15 protein-coding genes are annotated in these 21,583 nt (G+C 26.4%); 8 read left to right on the top strand and 7 right to left on the bottom strand.

Annotated elements, in window-relative coordinates:
* Positions 1 to 9: 9 nt before the first annotated feature.
* Together V2E24_RS02210 and V2E24_RS02205 are read left to right on the top strand one after the other, a co-directional pair.
* Positions 10 to 8,631 (top strand): hypothetical protein, encoded by an 8,622-nt coding sequence (locus V2E24_RS02210; RefSeq protein ID WP_330500794.1) that lies wholly within the window; start codon positions 10 to 12, stop codon positions 8,629 to 8,631.
* Positions 8,632 to 8,638: 7 nt separating this feature from the next.
* The gene (locus V2E24_RS02205) at positions 8,639 to 8,845 is read left to right on the top strand and encodes a hypothetical protein (protein ID WP_330500793.1); all 207 of its coding nucleotides are present in this window, start codon (positions 8,639 to 8,641) and stop codon (positions 8,843 to 8,845) included.
* Positions 8,846 to 8,920: 75 nt separating this feature from the next.
* Here V2E24_RS02205 and rsmD read toward each other — a convergent pair whose 3' ends face one another.
* Genes rsmD through V2E24_RS02185 form a run of 4 tightly spaced genes read right to left on the bottom strand, consistent with a single transcriptional unit; the run spans position 8,921 to position 11,624 of the window.
* Entirely contained in the window at positions 8,921 to 9,472 is a 552-nt protein-coding gene (rsmD, locus tag V2E24_RS02200) for a 16S rRNA (guanine(966)-N(2))-methyltransferase RsmD (RefSeq protein WP_330500792.1), read from the bottom strand.
* Between the two features lie 35 nt (positions 9,473 to 9,507).
* Complete coding sequence (locus tag V2E24_RS02195) at positions 9,508 to 10,200, bottom strand: ribonuclease HIII (protein ID WP_330500791.1); 693 nt, start codon at positions 10,198 to 10,200, stop codon at positions 9,508 to 9,510.
* A 6-nt stretch (positions 10,201 to 10,206) separates the two neighbouring features.
* Positions 10,207 to 11,106: a Cof-type HAD-IIB family hydrolase gene (locus V2E24_RS02190; RefSeq protein ID WP_330500790.1), complete on the bottom strand. Its 900-nt coding sequence runs from the start codon at positions 11,104 to 11,106 to the stop codon at positions 10,207 to 10,209.
* A gap of 8 nt (positions 11,107 to 11,114) precedes the next feature.
* A complete protein-coding gene (locus V2E24_RS02185) occupies positions 11,115 to 11,624 on the bottom strand; it encodes a YfcE family phosphodiesterase (protein ID WP_330500789.1) in 510 nt (169 codons plus the stop codon).
* A 104-nt stretch (positions 11,625 to 11,728) separates the two neighbouring features.
* Between V2E24_RS02185 and V2E24_RS02180 the strand changes: the two genes are divergently transcribed.
* Genes V2E24_RS02180 through ylqF form a run of 4 tightly spaced genes read left to right on the top strand, consistent with a single transcriptional unit; the run spans position 11,729 to position 14,121 of the window.
* Entirely contained in the window at positions 11,729 to 12,259 is a 531-nt protein-coding gene (locus V2E24_RS02180) for a tRNA (cytidine(34)-2'-O)-methyltransferase (RefSeq protein ID WP_330500788.1), read from the top strand.
* Positions 12,246 to 12,971: a TrmH family RNA methyltransferase gene (locus V2E24_RS02175; protein WP_330500787.1), complete on the top strand. Its 726-nt coding sequence runs from the start codon at positions 12,246 to 12,248 to the stop codon at positions 12,969 to 12,971. Before V2E24_RS02180 ends, V2E24_RS02175 begins: the two co-directional genes overlap by 14 nt.
* 3 nt (positions 12,972 to 12,974) lie before the next feature.
* Positions 12,975 to 13,253, top strand: coding sequence for a hypothetical protein (locus V2E24_RS02170; protein WP_330500786.1), 279 nt, complete (start codon positions 12,975 to 12,977; stop codon positions 13,251 to 13,253).
* Positions 13,243 to 14,121 carry a ribosome biogenesis GTPase YlqF gene (gene ylqF / locus V2E24_RS02165; protein WP_407940494.1) on the top strand — a complete coding sequence of 293 codons (879 nt, stop codon included), beginning with the start codon at positions 13,243 to 13,245 and terminating at the stop codon, positions 14,119 to 14,121. The genes V2E24_RS02170 and ylqF overlap by 11 nt, the downstream gene beginning before the upstream one ends.
* 30 nt (positions 14,122 to 14,151) lie before the next feature.
* On the opposite strand, the gene V2E24_RS02160 is transcribed toward ylqF, so the two are convergent.
* The 3 genes from V2E24_RS02160 to V2E24_RS02150 all read right to left on the bottom strand — a co-directional run bounded on the left by V2E24_RS02160 (position 14,152) and on the right by V2E24_RS02150 (position 16,524).
* A complete protein-coding gene (locus V2E24_RS02160) occupies positions 14,152 to 15,627 on the bottom strand; it encodes a hypothetical protein (protein ID WP_330500785.1) in 1,476 nt (491 codons plus the stop codon).
* 64 nt (positions 15,628 to 15,691) lie between these two features.
* On the bottom strand, positions 15,692 to 16,330 hold the full coding sequence (locus tag V2E24_RS02155) for an HAD hydrolase family protein (protein ID WP_330500784.1): 639 nt from the start codon (positions 16,328 to 16,330) through the stop codon (positions 15,692 to 15,694).
* A 2-nt stretch (positions 16,331 to 16,332) separates the two neighbouring features.
* The gene (locus V2E24_RS02150; protein WP_330500783.1) at positions 16,333 to 16,524 is read right to left on the bottom strand and encodes an HAD hydrolase family protein; all 192 of its coding nucleotides are present in this window, start codon (positions 16,522 to 16,524) and stop codon (positions 16,333 to 16,335) included.
* Between the two features lie 172 nt (positions 16,525 to 16,696).
* Between V2E24_RS02150 and V2E24_RS02145 the strand changes: the two genes are divergently transcribed.
* A complete protein-coding gene (locus V2E24_RS02145; RefSeq protein WP_330500782.1) occupies positions 16,697 to 18,460 on the top strand; it encodes an ABC transporter ATP-binding protein in 1,764 nt (587 codons plus the stop codon).
* 1 nt (position 18,461) lies between these two features.
* Positions 18,462 to 20,252: an ABC transporter ATP-binding protein gene (locus V2E24_RS02140; RefSeq protein WP_330500781.1), complete on the top strand. Its 1,791-nt coding sequence runs from the start codon at positions 18,462 to 18,464 to the stop codon at positions 20,250 to 20,252.
* Positions 20,253 to 21,583: the final 1,331 nt, after the last annotated feature.

Raw genomic sequence — 21,583 nt, 5'->3', positions numbered from 1 at the left:
AGGACAATTATGAAAAAAACGACAAAAATCTTAATAGGTGCAACATCGGCCACAGCAGTAATTGGAGCCAGTCTTTTTGGTGCTGTTATTGGTGTTCACGATAAAAATCAAACAAAATTAAACATTGAACAAAACTTTAATCAAACACTTGAAATAGTTAAAAATACAAGCAAAAATTTTGCTTTATCACAAGAAAACAAAAACAAAGCCCTTCTATTGTTCCAAAACACTAAAGATCAATGAGAAAAAAACAAAGATTATAAAATAGCGCAACAATTATCACTTGATTACTTAGAAATAATTAATGACTCAATATTAAAAAACAATCCTTCACTTTCATATAATGATTTGCTGATTTTAAAAAATTTACTTGTAAATTTAAAAACATACATTAACGAATCTTCTCTTAAAAAAGAATTCGAAGATGTTAACAACACTAATATTGATCTGTTTATAAAAAATTACTCTAACTCAAACGCTGAATACACTAATGAATTTTTAACTAATTACTATAATTCCGCTAAAAATCTTATTAATGAATTAAATACATATTTAGATCCTATTTTTGAATTAATTGAATCTACCAATAATGTTGCTAGTGAACTTGAGATACCTTGAATAATCAATTTAGCTCAAAAGCTTTCAAATTCACTAAAAAATTCTGTTTTACAAAACGAATTCTCTTATAATCAAGTGGATTTAGTCAAAAATGAATTGATATTACTTAAGTCAAATTTAACTTCTAATAAAGAAGAATTTATCAAAAAATGAAACGATATTCAAACTAAAGTAAATAAAATCAAAACTTCAACAGACAGCTTTGTGCAAGGTCCTTTAAAAAATTATTTAAGTTCTTTTGCAAAAGAATTTGACTTTAAAATTGACAACATTACATCAATCAACGAATATAAAAATTTAATTAATCAAATTGATGCTGTATATTCAAGTGTATTTAATCAAAACGAGACAATCGAAGAAATTCAAACTAATGCATCATCATTTGTCAAATTAAATCAATATTATTATGATTTATCACATGGACTAAAATCTTTATTTGAAAAATTAATTAACTCTATTAATAACCCTAACACCAAAGCGCAAGCTGCTTTAGATTATTCTCAATTGTTAATTTCGACTTTTTCACTAAAAGATCTTTTATCAACCAAAGAAAGTATATTGTCTAGTTTGGATGATCAAAATTTAAACGAAAGTGAAAAATTACACTACTCTAAAAAATTAAATGATTTTCTAGAAGTTGATCCTAATTTATCTTTAATCGATAATATCAACAAGCAAAATACTGAACTTAATCAACTTTTAGATGAAATTGAGCAAAGAATTAATTCTGCAAAATTACTTAAAAATATTGCTTTTATTCCCTCTCAAATAATAAATTCATCATTTGCTAATGAGCAAGTAAAACTACCTTTAGAAGTGTTAAACACACAAATAAACGAATTTATAAACCAAGCTAATTCGCAAAATTTTATAGACTTTTTTACATTTAATCAACGTGTTTATGATTTTAATGATCAAATTCAAAAAATTTCTAAAAAACACTTGAAAGACTTGTTTAAGTTATTAGACCAATCTATTTATTCGCTTTCAAAAATACCTACATATGAACAAGAAAATGAACAATTAATAGAAGATTATAAGAAATTCAATTTAACTAATAAGGTTTTTGCTAAAGCTCTTAACCCCATTTCTTCTATTGAGTTATATGAGTTAATTACTGCTTATTATTCAAAAATTAAGTTTATTAACTTGATTTTAAGCTACCAAAATGCGCTAAATTCTTATAAAGATGCAACAACAATACTAAATAACAACTTTAATAAATTTAATGAAGTTAATTACCAATATACACCGGTTGAACAATCACAAATTGACTCAATAAATGCAATTAAAGAGCAGATTGAAAATATTAAAGCCGATCAAAATAAAGATGATGATCAAAAGATAAAAGAAATTAATGATTTAAATAATTCCCTTTTAAATATTATTAATAATTCAAAAACAATTTCTGATATAAGTCAAACCACAAATAACATTGACGAAATTATCGATAAAACAGACGAAAGCGCTTTAAGTGAAAAAGTTAAGGATTTATTAGATCAAACAAAAGAAAAAGAAAAAGAAGTTGAAGAATTAATCAAAGATCCTAACGTTTCTTCAGAACAATTAAACAGCGCTTTAGATCAGTTAAATAATTTAAAAGATCAAATAAAACAAGAAGTTGAAAACCAAAATATTGATGAATTTTTAAATAGAGTTTTAGAACAAATTAATAAATATTACCCTCTAGAAAATACACCTAAAAATGAATATGAATTAAGATTAAGAGAATATTGAGACTTTTTAAAACAAAGTTTAGGTAAAAGTGATTTAACTGAAGCTGAAAAAATTCAAATAAAAAACCTTGCTCAACAATTATTTTCTGCTGTTGCTATTTACAAACAAATTGACGAAAGTGAAAAGAAATTATCAAAAGACATTGACGAAGTTCAAAAACTTCCTTACGCTGATTCTAATGTTCAAACAGTAAAAGATTTGGCAAATCAAGCTATAGAGCACACTCATGAATTAATCAATTCTTCATCACAACCTACATTGAATAATTTACCTTCTCTTGAAGCGCTTGAAAAAGCTAAAAGCGAATTACAAGTTATTGATTCTAATATACAAAGCGCTTACTACAAAGACAAAATTACAATTATTAATAACCAAATACAAGAAAATATTCCTAATTTGGGTGAAAATTCAATTGCCCAAGATTTAAAAAATATCATTAATAATATTGATGTTTATGCTAAAGCTAAATTAAATAACTCTGCACCCGCAATTTTAAAAGAAGGTTCTAATATAATCGAAAAAGATAAGGATTTAGTTGATTTATTAATTCAAGCATCTAATATTCAAAAAGATAATTTAGATTTAGAGAATCAAAATTTTGTTAGAAATTTTATTAATGCAATCAATAATAATTTCCCAAATAACTCAGATTCTGTATCTGATTTACAAAATAAAATAAATGATTCTCAAAAAGAAATTGAAAAATTCAATTATTCAAAAGAATTATTTGAAACTAAAAACGAATTAGATAACATTTTAAATGCCGATGCTTCAAAAGTTAGATTTCAAGAAATTGGTTTTGAAATTGAAAATATCAAAACACAAATCAATACAATTTTGGACTCAAATGCCTTTAGCGCTAGCGAAATTCAAAACAAAATTAATGAAACTAATAATTCAATAAACGAATTAAAACAACAAAAGCAACAAATTGAAAATGACTTTAATGAATCCGTTGCTCAAACACAAAGAATTTTTGATGAATTCAGTTCTAAAAAGGATCCAAATATCGAATATTCAAATTTTGATAAATTATTCGAAGAATTCCAAGACTTAAAAAATTCAGACGCTGCTACAAAAGATAAAATTGATGAAATTAAAAATAAAATAGCTTTAGAATTTGAAAAAGACAAAGCAATTAATAACAATCAAAAACTTAACGATTTAATTCAAAACTTTAGTGAAGAGGCTAATGCTGATCTTCAAAATCCGCTAATAGCTGCCGCTTCATTTGTCAAACAAATGAATGAAGAATTACAAAATAATTCATTTTTAACTTTAGATGAAGCTAAAGATATTAACGAAAAAATCACAAAATTTACAAAGTTGTTAAATGATCAAAAATTAGTCGCTGACAAAATTAAAGACTTAAAGCAAGATCAAGAACAAAATCAAAGTGATATTGAAGTATTGCAAAACGCAATAAGAGACTCAATTGCTGACGCAGCTAATAATTACACCGATTTAGAACAAAGAGACGATAAACTTTTAGAAACTTACAATTCAGTTGTGGATCTAGAAACTAAAAAACAAAATAACCGTCAAACATTGGAAAACATTAAACAAAAAGTTGATCAATTTAGTCAAAACCCAAACAAAGATCCAGTGTTTATCAAAGATATAAATGCTCTTATTGATGAACTTACACAAGAAAATAATGAGGCAACTGTTGAAAATATTCAACAAGTTTTTGAAAAAATCAATAACTTAACAAAAAATATTGACGCTATTAATGAACTCGCTGATGAAGCAAAAGTAGCTCAAGATTACTCAAAAGAAGTTGATTCAACACAATCATCAGCCACAAACAAGTTCAAAACAGAATTAGACAATAAAATTAAACAAGCGCAAAATGTTTATATAACAGGTGATGCTACAAATGAACAAATTTCACAAATCAAAGAAGAAATTGAGTCACTTAAACAAAAACTTCAAACCGCTGAACAAATAGCTAATATTGTTAAAGAAGCAAAAGATAAATTGAAAGATATTCAGTTTTATCAAATTGGATCTCAAATTGGTATTAAATATCAACAACAAATGGATAAATACTTAGATTGAATTCAAGCTCAAGCTAACAATATAACAGATGATCAGGTTTATGCTACAAACTTATTAAATTTAGCTAAAAACGCTAAGTTACTTGTTGAACAACTTTCTGAAACTTCATTGGTAATTAAACCATGAAACGATCAACCTAATTTTAACGGTGAAACAATTGATGCTCAGACATTGATCAATGATATGTGAGTTTCTGTACCAAAAGTACCTCCATTAACAAATCAAAACGCTGATTCGTTATTGGCAGAAAATGAACTTGTAATTAGTAATAAAAAGATATTAAATAATCAAACAAGTCAACAAAAAATAATCAATCAAAAAAGAAATCAAAACAATAACCAAATAACCCAATTAAAAGATTGATTAACTAATAATCCTGTAAACATTGATGATTCATCCGATTCCCAAACAACAGGATTGATCCAAAATACATACCCAAATCTTTTTATTTCGGTACAAAATATAATTTCGTCTTTAGAAAACGAAAACAACACAAGTTTACAAATTAAATATTTAGAAAAAGTATCTTCAAAAATTGATTTTGTAAATAACATCAAACAAGACTTTTTAAGGTTAGCTTCTGTTGTAAAATCAGCAAATGACGATTCTCAAAAACTCAGTACAGCTAATCCAAAGATTTTGAGAATTCAATCAAATTTAAATAATCAAATTAATTTAGCAAACAACTTATATCAAGACGCAAATACAAATGCCGAAATTATTGAGCAACAAATTCAAAAAGTTATTTTCTTCCAAACACAAATGAATCTTTCAATTGAAGCAGATAATTTCCAAACAACACTTAATCAAAGTATCTTAAGCACGCCTGAAAAAAGAGCAATTAACAGTATTTTAAATAACTTTTGAAGTGAATTTGATTCTGAAAATAATCAGACAAATGATTTCAAAACTATTAAAATTAAGTATTTTGGTGATTCACCAAATAAAGATCAAGGGCTTTTATATGAGTTATTAAACACTTCAACACAATTAAGAAAAATGATTAACTATGCCGAAGCTAACTACACAAATGAAGCAGCAGGTTACAATAGCTTTATTGATTCGCCAACAGATACAAACAATTACAAAAAAATTCTAGACGGAATTCAAAACGCAATATCAGTTAATAAAAACTCTGCTAAGACACCACAAGACAAAGAAAATGAATTTCAAAATTTAAGAACTCTTGTGCAAGCTCTTATCAATTCTAAATTTGATGATATATCTATAGTTAAAACTCAAGCACAAAAGATTGTTGATGTTATTTCTAATCCATCAAATAATTTATCAACTCAATACAACCAGCAAAAATTAGAATCATTCAAAAATAATGCTATCGATGTTTTAGATGATTCAAGTTTTGTCGGTAAAAATACTTTTGATTTTGATAATCCTGATTTAATTAAAAATATTAATGAAGCTTTATATAAATCAATCACACTTCAAAGAAGTACATTAAGTGATATTTTCAATTTAAAAGTTTCAGAATTACAAACCACAAACTCTCAATTGCAAAATTACAAAACTTTATTTATTCCAGTTGTTGCCGAAATTAACTCATCTTCACCTTTAAATATAAATATAAAAACTAAATATCAAGAACTTTCTAATAGGTTAGATACTGTTTTAGGTTTACCTATTGTTAATGACTCTTTTGATGTAGATAACTTTTCTGGCTTAAATACAGAGCAATCCGCTTCATTCCAAGATGATATTTTAGATTCAATAGCAACTAATATTACTAAAAACAATATAGCTATTAATAACTTTCTAATTGAACTAAATAATGACTTTGTTAAGTATATGTCACAAAATCCAGAAAATTTAGGAATATTGGTTTCTTATAATAATTCATTATCTCCTTTATTTGTAGCTAACGAAGAAGACAAGAATTTAACCTTTTTCCAAAAATACGGATTAATTGATTCATACAACTTTTATGTAAATAACGGAATAAGAACTTTAATAAGTCAATTAACTTCAAATATTGTTACAATAGATTTTCCTACATCTGATTCATCTATAAATAAAAGCGCAACTAACACCACACAAGCTGCTGTAGTAGCTCCTTTAGCTTCGCAAATTAACCAAACAGCCTTGCTTATAAGTGAATTCATAAAAATTTCTAACACAGAAATAAACAAAATAATTGCTCAAAAATCATCTTTAAATAATATCTTTAATGAAATTTTTGATTTATCTGAATTAAATAAGAATACAGCTAAAAACATTGTTATAAATGAGTTAAATAATATGTATTCTAATTCACAAAATACAGGTGTTTATAATTTAGCTAACATTGAAGCAAAAAATATACCAAACACAAATGAACAAATACTATCAAATTCAGGTGTTAATACATATAACAGCGCCTTAAGTAAATTTAAAACATTTGTCGAATGACCTTATAAGAAAGAACAAACAGACAAATTAATTTCATTTATAGACCAAAATATTAATTTAACTCAAGAGCAATTACAACAATACAGACTCAACAACAATATCAAAGCTTATCAAGTCATAACACCTAAAAATGGTGTTACTAGAGAGAAATTCGTTGTTCTTTTCAACTCATTAGTTAAAGAAATAACACCTAAAAAAACAGACTCAAGCCAAGAGGCTTCTGCCGTTGATTTAAGTTTTGATATTACAACAAATAAAGCTATATTAGAGTTATTTGATGAGTTTGCTTTTACTGAAAAAGATCCACTTTTTGTTTCACCATACAACATGTTTAATGTTAAAACTTCTATTGTTTATAACTCCCAAACAGGTAGATGATTCCAAAGTGAAAATATAACAACACAAGACCCTATATCTAAAGACTTAACATTTAAAATTAGATATAAATATACTCCTTCAAATTTATCTAATTTCAGTAACTTCCCAGAATTAGTGGTTGAAAAAGATGTAACAATTAATTTCCCAACTCTTGACACAATTCAATTACCAGATGGATCAAGTTCAATTTTCTTCAAATTAGATGAACAAGGACAAAATTACGTATTTGGTCACAATACTCAAACATCAGTTTTAAATGTAATTGAGGCTGGATGATACAATAGAGATGAATTAGAGGCTCTTTATCAAGAAGACGGAACAATCGAAGCAAGCAAACTAAATGAACTTAGACAATCTATTTCTGCTAAGGCTTATAATAAATTTAAAGAAGTTGTACTTGATGGACAAAATGAAAAAATAATTAGCTCCGATGAAGCAAATTATTATAAATTTAAATTTAGTACACAATCTACATATACATTTGATGATTATATAGGTGGTGCATTTAAAAATGACACTCAACAAATCAAGATTATTGCTGATGATGCTTCTCAACAGATTATGTTCTTAGAAATTGTTGGTGGTGAGCCTATAGGATCACCTGGTATATCGTTTGGAAACTCCACAAGAAAATTCAATTCTGTAACAATAGATAAGGATCATCAAATAGCGGGAGTTAAATATGTAAGAGACGGTGAAACAGGTTCTTCAGATCCAAATCTAAGTTCACAAATATATATCGAACTTTTAAATCCGCTTCCGCCTACTCCATATGGTGACGGTGATCAAACAAACAATTATTCACAAGTTTTCTATAATAGATTTTTATCAATGCCTTTAGCTAACGTTAATTTAATATCATTTAAATTTGATATTATTACACCAAATCAAAAAACTAATGACTCATTACAATTAATGATGTATCTATCTAACTACGAAAACCTTGTTGTGTCAAAAAATAGATCTTTAAGCGATCCTCAATATAATTCGCCTGCACAAAAGAAAGATTTAGATTTATTAATAAAAACATTATCATTCACTGATACTACATTAATTGACAATAGTACCGCAGATGATTACGCAAGAGCTTGAACACCAGCTAATTTTGCTAAATACCTTGTAAATAATTCTGATTTAGTATTTTCTACAAACAGAGATCAAGGGAAATACTTAATTGCGTATTCAGATTTTAGTCCTTGAGACGCCAACAAAGCTTCAATTCAAAAATACAATCAATCTTCACAAATAGGTTACAATAAAATTTATCCGTTCTACACTAAATCTCAAACCAAAGACAATCCTGCACTTTATTATAATGATCCAGGTCAACTAAATTCAGATTCAAACACAGCTAATTTAAATAATAATGACTTTATTAAAGCAACAATTTTTAACTCAGGAATTATTAATTTCTTCTTTAAAACCAGAAAGTAGGTAAAAAATGAATAACGATCAAAAACCTAAAAAACTTGACAAAAAGAAAATCGGGATAATACTTTTAATTATTTTATTGGTTGTATTATTTATTTTAATTTGCCTTGAAATTGCTGTAATTTCTGATTATTATATATATAAAGACACACCTTACGATGGTTTATTATTAACATTTGCGCAAAGACAAAATGGAGTTTTTGGCATTTGAAAATAAATTAGTGCGATAAATAATTTATTAACTTATTTAAAATAAAAACGTGATTTACTAATAAAGTGTAAATCACGTTTTTTATATGTCAATATGGCTAACAAATAAAATTGTTGTTATCCCATAAACTTTTGACTTTTGTACCATTAAATTAGACGGAAAAATTATTTTTTCTGGAGCATTAGTTTCAATTATTATCTTACCTAAATTTTTTAAAAATTTGTTCTGTTCAATTAATTTTAAACATTCATTAATCTGTTCAACATTTAAATAAGGAGCATCCATAAAAATAAAATCAAATGTTTTACCTTTATTTTTCTCTAAAAACATTTGTGCGCTTTCGCGATAAATTTCTATGTTATGACATTTTAATTTTTGGGCATTATTACTTATAACCTCATAAGCTTCTTCATCTATGTCCACAGCTATTGCTTTCATGGCTCCTCTACTTAAAGCCTCAAAACATCAAGCTCCGCTTCCGGCAAATAAATCTAGAATTAAAGCATCATCCAATTCAAATTGAATACTTGAAAAAATTGCTTCTCTTACTTTGTCTGTGGTGGCTCTTGTGTTATCTTTTCTAGGCTGATCAAGCAATAGTGATCTGTATTTTCCCGCAATTATTCTTAACATATTTTAATTATAAAAAAATAAGCTGAATATTCAGCTTATATTTTGAATGATTTTTTGCACACCTCATAAAGTTGTTTCTCTCCATGAATAGACGCAAATTCTTTAACTTTTTCTTTAACTTGTGCACTTGCACCTAAAGGAAAATTAAAATTATATTTTTGGGATATTTTATCCATGTAATCCAACAAAAAATCACGAGCTAAAATGCTTGCGCACGCTACAGCTAAAAAATAATTTTCAGCTTTATTAATAAAATATTGGTCATTTTTATACTCTTTTAGTTGTGCTCAGTTATCATTAAATATTTTTTGATGATAACGTTTAATAGAATTTAATGTTGTATATTGGTCAATTACAATTACTAATTCAAAGTTAATTCTATTTTCTAAATCATTAATACACTTTGTATGTAAAAAGAATTTTAACTCGTTGGCGTTATATTTGTCGTTTGCTGTTAAATTATTATAACCTTTTGCGCTTAAATGATTCAACGAAAATCAAACATGTTCTTTAATTGTTTTGGCTAATTCTCTAATTTTTTTGTCTGATAATTTTTTTGAATCTTTAATCCCGATTTGATTTAAAACTTGTATGCTTACAGGTGGAATATAAACAGCGCAAGCAACTAAAGGTGCAAAATAATCGCCCACACCAACTTCATCCACACCAATAATTTTGTGTTTATATAAGTTTCGGTAATTTGACTTGTCTATTTCGAAGAAATTCATTATTTATTAACTTTCTTGTTTATCTCTTTTTATTTTTTTGAGTAAACTTTTTTCGATTTCGCTTTTTGGGTCATCTAAAAATTTATTGATGTATCAACCAACACCACCTTCTTTGTTTGTTTTGGCGATTTTGATAGTTGCATATTTAGAAACTTCTTTTGATGCATTCCCCATTGCCACAGCTACATTAGCTACTTTAAACATTGGCACATCATTAAAGCCATCACCAATTGCGACTGTATTGTGAGTTTTAACGTCATAATAACGCATAAGCACACTTAAAACTTTCCCTTTGTTTACGGCTACATTAGTCATATCAAAAACAGGTGTAAGACCTTCACCTTTAGATCAATATGAAAATTCAGCTAAGTCACCAAAACGACTTTTTAGGTATCTTCTTAGTTCTTCAGGTTCAGTTTCGGGTGTAACATCAAAAATAATTCCTGTTGGTTTCATTGGAATTTTATGAAAATCTAAACCGACTTTAAATTTAGTTGATTTATCAAAACCAAAAACCTTCTCTAAATCAGCATCTCGGTGTTGTAATTGAACTCAACCAGGACCTTCCATTGCCATGTTTGTAACATGTTTAGCTACATTAGGATCTCCTAATATATATAAACCTTCATTTAGTTCTAAATATTTAACGTGAGGGATAAAATCATCATCATATGGGTGATGAATATGCGCTCCATTATAATTGGCAACAATGGTATCTAATTTTAGATCATCATAAATAGCTTTAGTACTTTTTCAAGGTCTTCCTGTAACTATACAAACTATGTGCCCTTCATCTCTGGCTCTTTGAATTGCTTGTAAAGTTTTATCATGAATTGAACCTGTAGCTGAACTACTTAATGTTGTTCCGTCCAAATCAATCGCAAATAAAAATTTTTCTTTTTCCATGTTTCTCCTTATAAAAATAAGTCTTTAAAGATAATGTTTATTATTTTTTTATCTTGTATTTTAATTAAAGCATATGAACCTCTGTTAATTACATCCCTAGGTCTGGAAACACTTCCGGGATTAACAAAGCATATATTGTCTTTTTCAAATGATTCTCTAATATGTGAGTGACCAAACAAAACCAAATCAGGTTTTTCAATATTATAATTAGCCAATTGTCTAAGTAAATCATCACTTTTTATTTCGAATAAATGTCCGTGTGTAGCAAAAATCTTTATCCCTTGGATGTCAAAAAACAAATATGGCTTTAAAATAGAATAAAAATCACAATTTCCTGCAACTGCATAAGTATAATTTTTATTTATTCACTCATCACTAAGTTCGCTATCACCTAAATTAATTGCATAGTCATAATTTTCTTTTGTTAGCACTTGCTTAGCTAATGTTGAATTTTTGTGAATATCAGATGTAACTAAAACGGTAATATAACTAGGTTTATTAATTTGTTTTGTACTCATTTGTATCTATAATTTTAACATTATTCATTATAAAATAGAGATATATGGAATATAATTCCACAACTTTTGTAATAATATTGCATAAAATAATCTATAATTTAAAAATGTTAAATATTGTATTATATCAACCTGAAATTTGCCCAAATACAGGCAATATTATTAGAACTTGTTTTGCTCTAGGTGCTAAGTTACACATAATCAAACCCATTGGTTTTGATTTGCATCCAAAATTCTTGCGCAGATACGGAGCAGGAAGAATGCTTTCGGACATTGAACATGAAGTTCACGCCTCTTATCAAGATTTTTATAATAAATATAAAGATAAAAATATTTTTTATATTACTAGATATGGACTTAAAACTTATGATCAAGTTGATTACAAACAAACATTAGATAAAAATCAAGAAATTTGGTTAATGTTTGGACGTGAATCAACCGGTATCGATAAGCAAATTCTTTCGCAAAATATTGATAATTGTTTAAGAATACCTATGGTTTCGGCTATGCGTTCAATTAATTTAGCTAATTGTGTATGTATTGTTGGATTTGAAGTTATGCGTCAATTAGATTGGCGAGACTTAAGTTTATATGAAGTTCAAAAAGGTAAAGAGTTTCTTTTAAATGATAATAACTAGTAAAGATAATAAGATAGTAAAAAATCTCCACAAATTAAAGAGTAAAAAATATCGTAATTTGCAAAGATGTTTTTTAGTTGAAGGCGAACATTTAGTAAATGAGGCTAAAAAAGTTAATCTGTTAATGTCCACTTTTGAATTTGTTGATAATGAAAATGATAGAAAATTTGAAAATTCAATACTCATTAGTAAAAAAATTCTTGAGTATTTAACTGATACACAAACCCCTCAAAGTGTAATTGGTTTATGTTCTTATCCTCAAAATAAAAAGAAAATAAATAGAGTTTTATATTTGAACAAATTGCAAGATCCAGGAAATATCGGAACACTAATGCGTTTAGCCTTAGCGTTTGATTTTGACACAGTTGTTGTGCAAAATTTTGATGTGTATAACCCAAAAGTAATAAGAAGTTCTCAAGGCGCTATTTTTAGTCTTAATGTAATTTTGGAAAATGATGATTATAAAAATTTAATCGAGCTTAAAAACAATAATTTTGATATCTATGCGACTATTTTAGACCAAAATGCGCAAACTTTAAATCAAATAAGCTTCTCAGATAAAATAGTTCTTGTCTTAGGCAATGAAGGAAATGGCATTAGCCAATTCATAAAAGATATGTGCGATTATAAAATTTATATACCTATTTCTTTTGAAAGTTTAAATGTCGCTTGTGCTGGTGCGATTATAATGAATAAAATAAGGAATGGATAAGTGATGAGTTTCGAAAATATAGATAAAAAAGTTACTAAGATAATTGCTAGTGATTTTTCTTTGCAACTTAATGGATACAACAAAGATGAAGTAAATATGGTTTTAAAACAAATCCAAACATACATAGAATTAATGCGTCAATCATACCAAGAATTACAAGATGATAATTTAGATAAGTTTCATAAAATATCGCAATTGCAAAAAGTTATAGAAGGCAAAGATTTTGAAATTAAAAAATACACGGATCTATTAAAAGAGTGTCAGGATAAAAATGAGTATTAAAGAAGAAAAAGATTTTATACAAGAACAAAAACAAGAATTCAAAAATTATATCGGTTGATTCCCTGGTCACATGGCCAAAGCTACTAAAGAAATTAAGCAAATGGCTACCTTGTGTGACGTATTTATAGTTGTTTTGGACGCTAGATGCCCAATTAGTAGCTACAATGAAGATTTTGACTTAATTTCACCAAACAAACCAAGATTATTTGTTATTACCAAAAGTGATTTAATGGACGCCTCTAAAAAAGAAAGAATAAACAAAAGGTTTGGTAGTTCAAATATATTATGATTAGATTTAAGAAAAGCTAAATCCAGAAATTTAATTTTAAATAAATTAAAGTCTTTAATGAAAGATAAAATACAAAAAAACCGTGAAAAAGGGATCATAAACACTAAAATAAAATCATTTGTTTTAGGGGTTCCTAATGCCGGAAAAAGTACTTTAATAAATTTAATGGCTCAAAATTCAAAATTAAAAGTCGCTGATTATCCAGGTGTAACTAGAAATGTTCAATGAGTAAATGTTGATAATACTTACTTATTTTTAGATACACCGGGAATATTATTACCTAAATTCGATGATCAAGAAGTTGCTGTAAAATTAGCAACAATCGGTTCGATCAAGACTGATATTTTTCCGCTGTTTTTTATGGCTAAAAATATTTATTTATTGATATCTAAATATTATCCAGATAAGATTGAACAACTTGGTACACTAGCGTGTGAAGACGAAGTCCAAGCTTATAATCAGTTAGTGACTTTAGCCATAAACAAAAACTTTAAAATTAACAATAAACCAGACTTGAATAAAGTGTGTGCTTGGTTTATAAATTGAGCGAAAAAACTAACTGGGGTTACATATGATTAAAAAAATTACAGCAGTCGCTGTAATTTTTTACTAATTAAATGAAGCAATATTTGATAATAAAGCATCTAATAACTTATCTTTATTTTCTTTGGATACTTTTGAAAGATCAAAATAATTTGCTTCTTCAAATTTATTAATTTGTTTTTCAAAAATAGTTTTAACACCTTCTTTTACAATTGGGTTATCTAGTTCTAAATTAGAAATAACTTTTGTTGTAGATGTAACGATATTCTGAATTTCTTCAGGGATTTGGGTTACCTCTTGTGATCCTGTAATTTTTGAAATAACTTCTGGAAGTACTTTTTCTAAATTCTTTTTAGTTTTGTCATCACTTTGGTTATTTTCAATTGTTGATTGTTCAATTCACTTAATAGCTTCATTAACATCGTTATTTTGAACAACATAAGCTTCATCTGAATTTGTGTTGTATTCTACTTTAGACTCTGTAGAAGTTGTGCTTTGTGAATTATCAGAGTTGTTTTCAGGATTTTGTGTATCGGTATTTGTTGGTTTGTTTTGATTGTTAATTTCTTGTTGATTTTGTTCTTGTTTTTCTTCTTGAATTTTAGAATTAGGTTTTTTACCTGAATCTAATTGAATGTTGTCCGCAATTATAGATCCAATTAATTCAGAAGCTGTTTCAGAAAGAATTTCATTTTTTAAAATTGAGTTGATTAAATTAGCTGTTTCTTTGGCAGTTTCATCATCAACCTCTCCGCTTGTGAATTGCTTAGATATAGTATTTAAATTAAATTTTTCTGAGTCAGTTAATGAATTAATATTTTCAAGAACAGGAATTAACTCCGAAATTAACCCTGCTCAGCTTCTTCCCTGACCAAATGTAACTATTTTTGTTTGTAATTTTTGAGAATTATTAGTTTTTACATTTTCTCTATTTGATAGTATCGAAACTGCATTAGTGGTTAAAACAATACCCGGCATAGCAAGAGCAGCCATACCTAAACCACTAATTATTCTTGTTACAAAACCACGTTTTCTGGAACTTCTTTTTTTAAATGACGAAATAATGAAAACAATAAGATATATCACTTCTTCGGTGATAAAAACAAAAATAAAAATAAATCAATATAATAAAGCAATAGTATAAGAAACGAATTTGTTTGATAAATCTTGAATAGAGCTTTGACTTTTATCTATATACTCTTGCGGTATGTTGGAATCCTTAAGTGTTTGAATTAAATACGAATCCATTTTAGAAGAAATAAACGAAGTTGAAGAACTTAAAACAAAGGACAATATAACTGAGAATATAACGCTCATTAACAAAGCAGTTCCCATAAATACTAATCCTCTGTATCTCCTTACAAAACCTATTCCAAAAAAGATAATTAACGTTACCGCTCATATTATTAACATAAATAGAACGAAGTTTTTTGATACTCATGAGTTATCCATTCTATTTAAAATCTCTAATAAATCTTTCATTGGCGATTGTGCAGAATTTTGAAGATCCTCGGAAAAATTTGTTGATATTTGACTTGTCATGCTTAAATTATAATTCTTTATTATTTATGCAAAATAATTTATAAAAAAAACCATATTTTAAAAATTATTTTAAATTATGGTTTTTTCAGTCTATTTTTTTATCTATAAATTTAACCAATCCTTGTTGCCCACAGCTGTATTCGCTTATAAAATCGGCTATATTTTTTAGCTCTTGTACCGAATTTTTTAAAGCGCATAAATAGCCAATTTGACCTTTTGTTGAAGCATCATTCATACTGTCTCCTATATGAATAGCTTTTTTAGGATCAATATTTGAAATTAAACAAAATTCTTTGTTTCCACTTCCTTTATTAACATTTTTAGATGTTATTTCGATAAAAGAATTTTTAAAGCCGCTTAAATCAATTTGTAAATACTCGCCAAATAATTTATTCCATTGCTGATGAATTTTTGCAATTTTTTTAGGATTATTGTGTCATAATAAAATTTTAAAAGTGTTATTGATATCAATATCTTTTTCTTTGTAATATGTTATTTTAGTAAAAAATTTAGCTTTGTGTTTTAAAATTCATGAATTGCAAAATGTTTGTTCTAATTCGTTTGTATTAAACATTGATAAAACTTTTGTTTGCTTTATTAATTCCAATATTTTTGTAACTAAAAATGGGTCAATTTTGTGTGATTTAACTAACTTGTGATCTTTATAAATCATAGAACCGTTAGCTAAAACGTAATTATTCAACTTTAGAGACTCGATAATTTCTCTTGTCTCGGGTTCATTCCTCTGCCGGTGGAAATAACAACTGGTATTTGTTTATTTAGTGTTTGTAAGTATTTTTTAGTAAATTCAGAAGCTTGGTGAATTTTACCTTTAGATTCATCCAAAGTTGTCCCATCTAGATCAATGAATATCGCGTCCACTTTAATTTTTTCCATATTTATTATTATATTATAAATAATATAATAATACGCTTAAGATAATCAATTTTGTCATTTTTATGTAAATTTTTACACTATTTTTTAAAAAAGCTTTTTTATTAGTTATATTCATTTCATGATTGGGCAACATTTTTTATTTAACTTATTTAATAGTTATATAATAATGTTTATGTATAAGTTAATTAAATTTTTACCTAATACCATTAAAATTAAGGTCTTTTTGGCGTTTTTCACATCGATATGACCTGCTTTTTTTTCGTTATTAATACCTTCGTTTATTAAACAATTTATAACATTAAGCACTGGAACTAAACAAGAATTTATTCAAATATTAGTTTGAAATGTTAAGCCTTCTATTGCGCAAATTGATTTTTTAGTAATTTGCGTTATATCTTGTGCTTTGTTGATGCTTATTTTTGATTTTTTATCATTCAGATTGACAGCTTACGCAATTCAGCAATCAACCTATTACATGCGTAAAATACTGTTTGACAAAATTCTAAATTTAAGTAAACAAGATATCGATAAATTAGAATATGCTACGATAATAACTCGTTTTGGGAACGATATAAATAAAGCTGCAGATGGGGGAATTTTTGTTTTGTGCAAGCCTTTTTCCAATGCTTTTTTTAGTATTATTTGAGGATTAGTTTTTTCTTTATTAATTAGCCCTTTATATAGTATTTCGATGTTGATAATGGTACCATTGTTGTTTTTAGGTAGTTTCTTTGCAATTAAAAAACTTTTTCCTTTCTACAGAAAAGAAAACGTCGCCATCGATAAAATAAATAATTCTTCCAAAGAAGACATTAACGGAATAAACCTAATAAAAACATACAATTTAGAACAAAAACAAAAAGAGAAATTTATTCAAAAAAACACTGATTTATTTAGTATTGGTTTAAAAGCAGATAGAATCAACACAGTCGCCTGAAGGTTTATTGATTTTGCAATTGATTTAGGTAATTTGTCTGTTTATATTATTTTTGGTTTAATAGCTTATCAATTTAGTTCAGAAAATATATCATTGCAAGTGGGTAATGTTTATCAATTTATTTCGTATTTAGCAATAATAGCTGGAGGTATTTTTACATTTAGTTTCAATATAAATTTCCTTTTTAGGGCTAGCGCAAGTGCTAAAAGATTATTTGAAATTTTTGAATTAAAACCTTCTATCACTTTAATAAAAAATAATAATTATGTTGAAAATACCACAATTAAATTCGAAAATGTTTATTATCAGTATCCTTCTAGTAATAAAGCGACACTAAAAAATATATCTTTTGAAATTAAACCAAACACTTTAGTGGGTATAGTGGGTAGAACAGGAAGTGGTAAGAGTACAATTGTTAATCTTTTACTTCGTGAAATCCAACCTCAAAGCGGTAACATATATATAGGAAATAAAAACATAGAAACTATTGATACTCAAAATTATTATCAAAATGTCAGTGCTGTTTTTCAAAATTCAATGATAATTAGCGGAACTATCGAGTCTAACGTTAAATTTGCTAACCCCTATATGCAAACACAAGAATTAGAAGAAATTTCGCGATTAGCCTGCGCTGATTTTATAGATGAATATCAGTTAAAATATCAACAATTAATAGGTCAAAAAGGTATAAATCTTAGTGGCGGTCAAAAACAACGTTTGGCAATTGTTCAAGCTCTGGTTAAAAATCCAAAAATTTTAATCATGGATGATACAACTAGCGCATTAGATAATAAAACTGATAAACAATTAAGAAAAAATGTTATAAATTCTTATTCTCAAACAACAAAAATAATCATTGCCCAAAGAATTAGTTCAATTAAAGACGCTGATCAAATAATCGTTTTAAATGATGGTCAAATTGATGCTATTGGTACACATTCGCAGCTTTTAAAAGAGTCAAAAACTTATTTTGATATTTATAAATCACAAACGGAGTAATATGAATAAAAATAAACATTTAGAAATGAACATGATTAAACAAGTTCTTAAATATTTAGTTGTTACTAAAATATTTTGGTTTTATGTGATTCTTTTAATAATAATAAACGCCGCTTTTGTGAATTTCTTTAGTTGGTTTGTTGGTTTTATATTCGATAAATTTATGAATCCTCAAACATTTAATTCTTTTAATTTGACTACATATTTATTATTTATTTTAATCTTGATGATAGCATATATCACATCAAAGTTTTTTATTGGGCTTCAAGGTTGAATCGTATCTAAACCTTTAAATAATTTGCCTTATCAGCTACGTGATAGTATTTATTCTAAAATAATGGATATGCCTATGAGTTTTTTTGAAACTAGTAAAACAGGTGATTTAATATCTATAATTACTAACGATACACTTAATTTAACTCAGTCAATATCTCAATTTATTTTCAATTTTATTAGTATAATTTTTCAATTTTTAATAGCTGCAATTTTAATGTTTCTATACGCTCCTATTTTAGCTTCGATAGCAATTGTTATAATTCCATTAAGTTCTGTTCTATTCTTTTATTTAATTTCAAAAAGCAAAAAACACTATCATAAAATTCAACAAAATTTAGGTGAACTAAATTCATACATAGAAGAAATTATTGTAGCTCTTCCTCTTATTAGAATTCATCAGCAACAAAAACAGATTAATAAAAATTTTGATAATATTAATAAACAACAACTTAAATCCCAATTAAAGGCTAGTATTTACAGTCATATTGCTTGACCTACATACGCTTTTATTAGACTTGTTAATCAATTAGTTATTGTATCAATAGGTTCTTACTTTTATCTAAATAATATTCCTAGTTACGGAATAACTCCATTAAATTTTGGAGTCATAACATCATTTACATTATATATAGCAACAATAACAGATCAAATTAAAAATGTAATGAATATCTCAACAAATATTCAAAAAGCTTTTTCTAGCTGAAATAGGATAGAAAAATTAATAAACTACCCGTTAAAATCAAACATAAACAGCGGCGAAAAGATAGATAAATTAAACGGAAATATAATTTTTAAAAACGTGACTTTTTCATATCCCAATTCTAGTGATGTTACAGTTTTAAAAAATATTAATTTTATAATTGAAGAAAATTCTTCACTGGCTTTGGTGGGTCATACAGGATGCGGAAAAAGTACAATAACAAAGCTTTTATCACAAATTTACTTACCTACTAAAGGTGAAGTATTAATTAATGATAAATCATCTAAAAATATAAACGAACGAAGTTGAAGATCTAATATAGCGATGATTAATCAAGATATATTTCTTTTTGAAGATACTATTATGAATAATCTTAAAATAGTGAATTCAGACATTAGCGAAGAAGAGATTGTTCAAATATGTAAATTAACACATGTTCATGATTTTATAATTAATATGGATAAAGGTTACCAAACAATTATAAAAAACAATGGTTCGAATATTTCGCAAGGACAAAAGCAATTGTTATCAATAACAAGAGCCCTTATTTCAAAGAGATCAATAGTAATAATGGATGAAGCTACCTCTAGCATAGATACAATTACTGAAAAATACATTGAAAATGCAATTAATATTTTAATGAAGAAAACAACTTTAATTATTGTTGCACACAGGTTGAATACAGTCAAAAACGCTAAACAAATTATTGTTTTAGATCATGGGAAAATAGTAGAAAAAGGTAATCACAAACAATTAATGGACATTGATAACGGCATTTATAAACAACTATATTTGAGTGGTTTTGATAATTCTTAAAAAATCAATAATATAGATATTTATAATGCAAACAAAACATTAACTTTGATCATTACTGAGTTTTAAATTTTAAAAACCTAAAAAACGAAATAGTTAATTTTAATCTATTTCGTTTTTTTCTTAAGTTTCCAAGTTCAGAAAAGCAAAAATACGAAAGATACTACCAATAAGTTTTATTCGTCATTTTTACTAAATTAATTACAAACATTAACTTAAAATTTCATTTAAAAGAAAATAACAGTTCATTTTACATCAAACTTTACAAAAGATTATAGTTTTTGATTTAACTTCGTTATTTATTATCATTGCATTAGTTAATGCTAGATTTATTATTTTCATCAGTTTGTCATTTGTTATTTTGTAGATAATATCATTGCTTCAAAAAATAAATTAATTTTGTAAACACAGCGTTTTAAAAACATAATTTGTTTTTTAGTTTAGTTAGCATTTAATAATAATTTAAAGGTTTATTTTCTTCTATTTGTAATTACTTGTGGTAGATTTAAATTACTGCACTTTATTTTAATTCAGTTTTTCATGTTTCATAAACATAAATTCACCATTAATCACCCTTCTTTTATTTTTATAACTTAATTTAGATCTGTTTGAATAATTTTTCGTATATTTTTTATTTTTGTTCAACTAAAATTTTTGCTTTTAATTATTCATATCATAATTCTCAGTTACCGAATTAAGTCTTTTCTCATATTCCTCCGGAATTAAAAATACACATCGGTAATCGATGTGTATGCAATTTTTCCTTAATCTTTAGAAAAGTCATTTCAGAAACACTAAAGGTTGTAGAAATAGTTATTGATAAAAAAATAAGCCAAAATTACATTATTAATAAAGATAACAAAAAATTAATCAACGATCTCTTTTCTTTAAAAGATTTAGTAAAATACCAAATATAAAAAACCAACGCTAACTTAAAGTCAACGTTAGTTTAAAATTACATAACAACTTGGAAACTCGGGAGATTTACTAATCTTTATCAACATTAATATTTTGGATGTTTTTTGGTGAATTTCCTTTCGCTACTTTTGATTAAGCCATTTATTAGTAATTAATTTCTTTTAGCTTTTTTCAAAAATGTTGCGAAAACCTGATTTCTTTTTTAAAGCGTTATGTATAATTTTGACCAATAATTATGCAAAAATATTTTATACACTAATAAATAAACTGTTAATAAATATTTTCTTTTATTGTTTTTAATGTGATATCTATGTATTATATTTTCAATAAACATTAAAAAATAAAAAAAAGCCGCTGTGGCTTAAATTCTTTGAAAACTGAATAGTAATTTAATTCACTAAAATGAGTTGAATATA

Origin of the sequence: Mycoplasmopsis ciconiae, from assembly GCF_036350065.1 — a bacterium.
Classification (GTDB): domain Bacteria; phylum Bacillota_I; class Bacilli_A; order Mycoplasmatales; family Metamycoplasmataceae; genus Mycoplasmopsis; species Mycoplasmopsis ciconiae.
The sequence above is the reverse complement of the archived record's forward strand: the minus strand, read 5'-3'. Positions and strand labels throughout refer to the sequence as shown.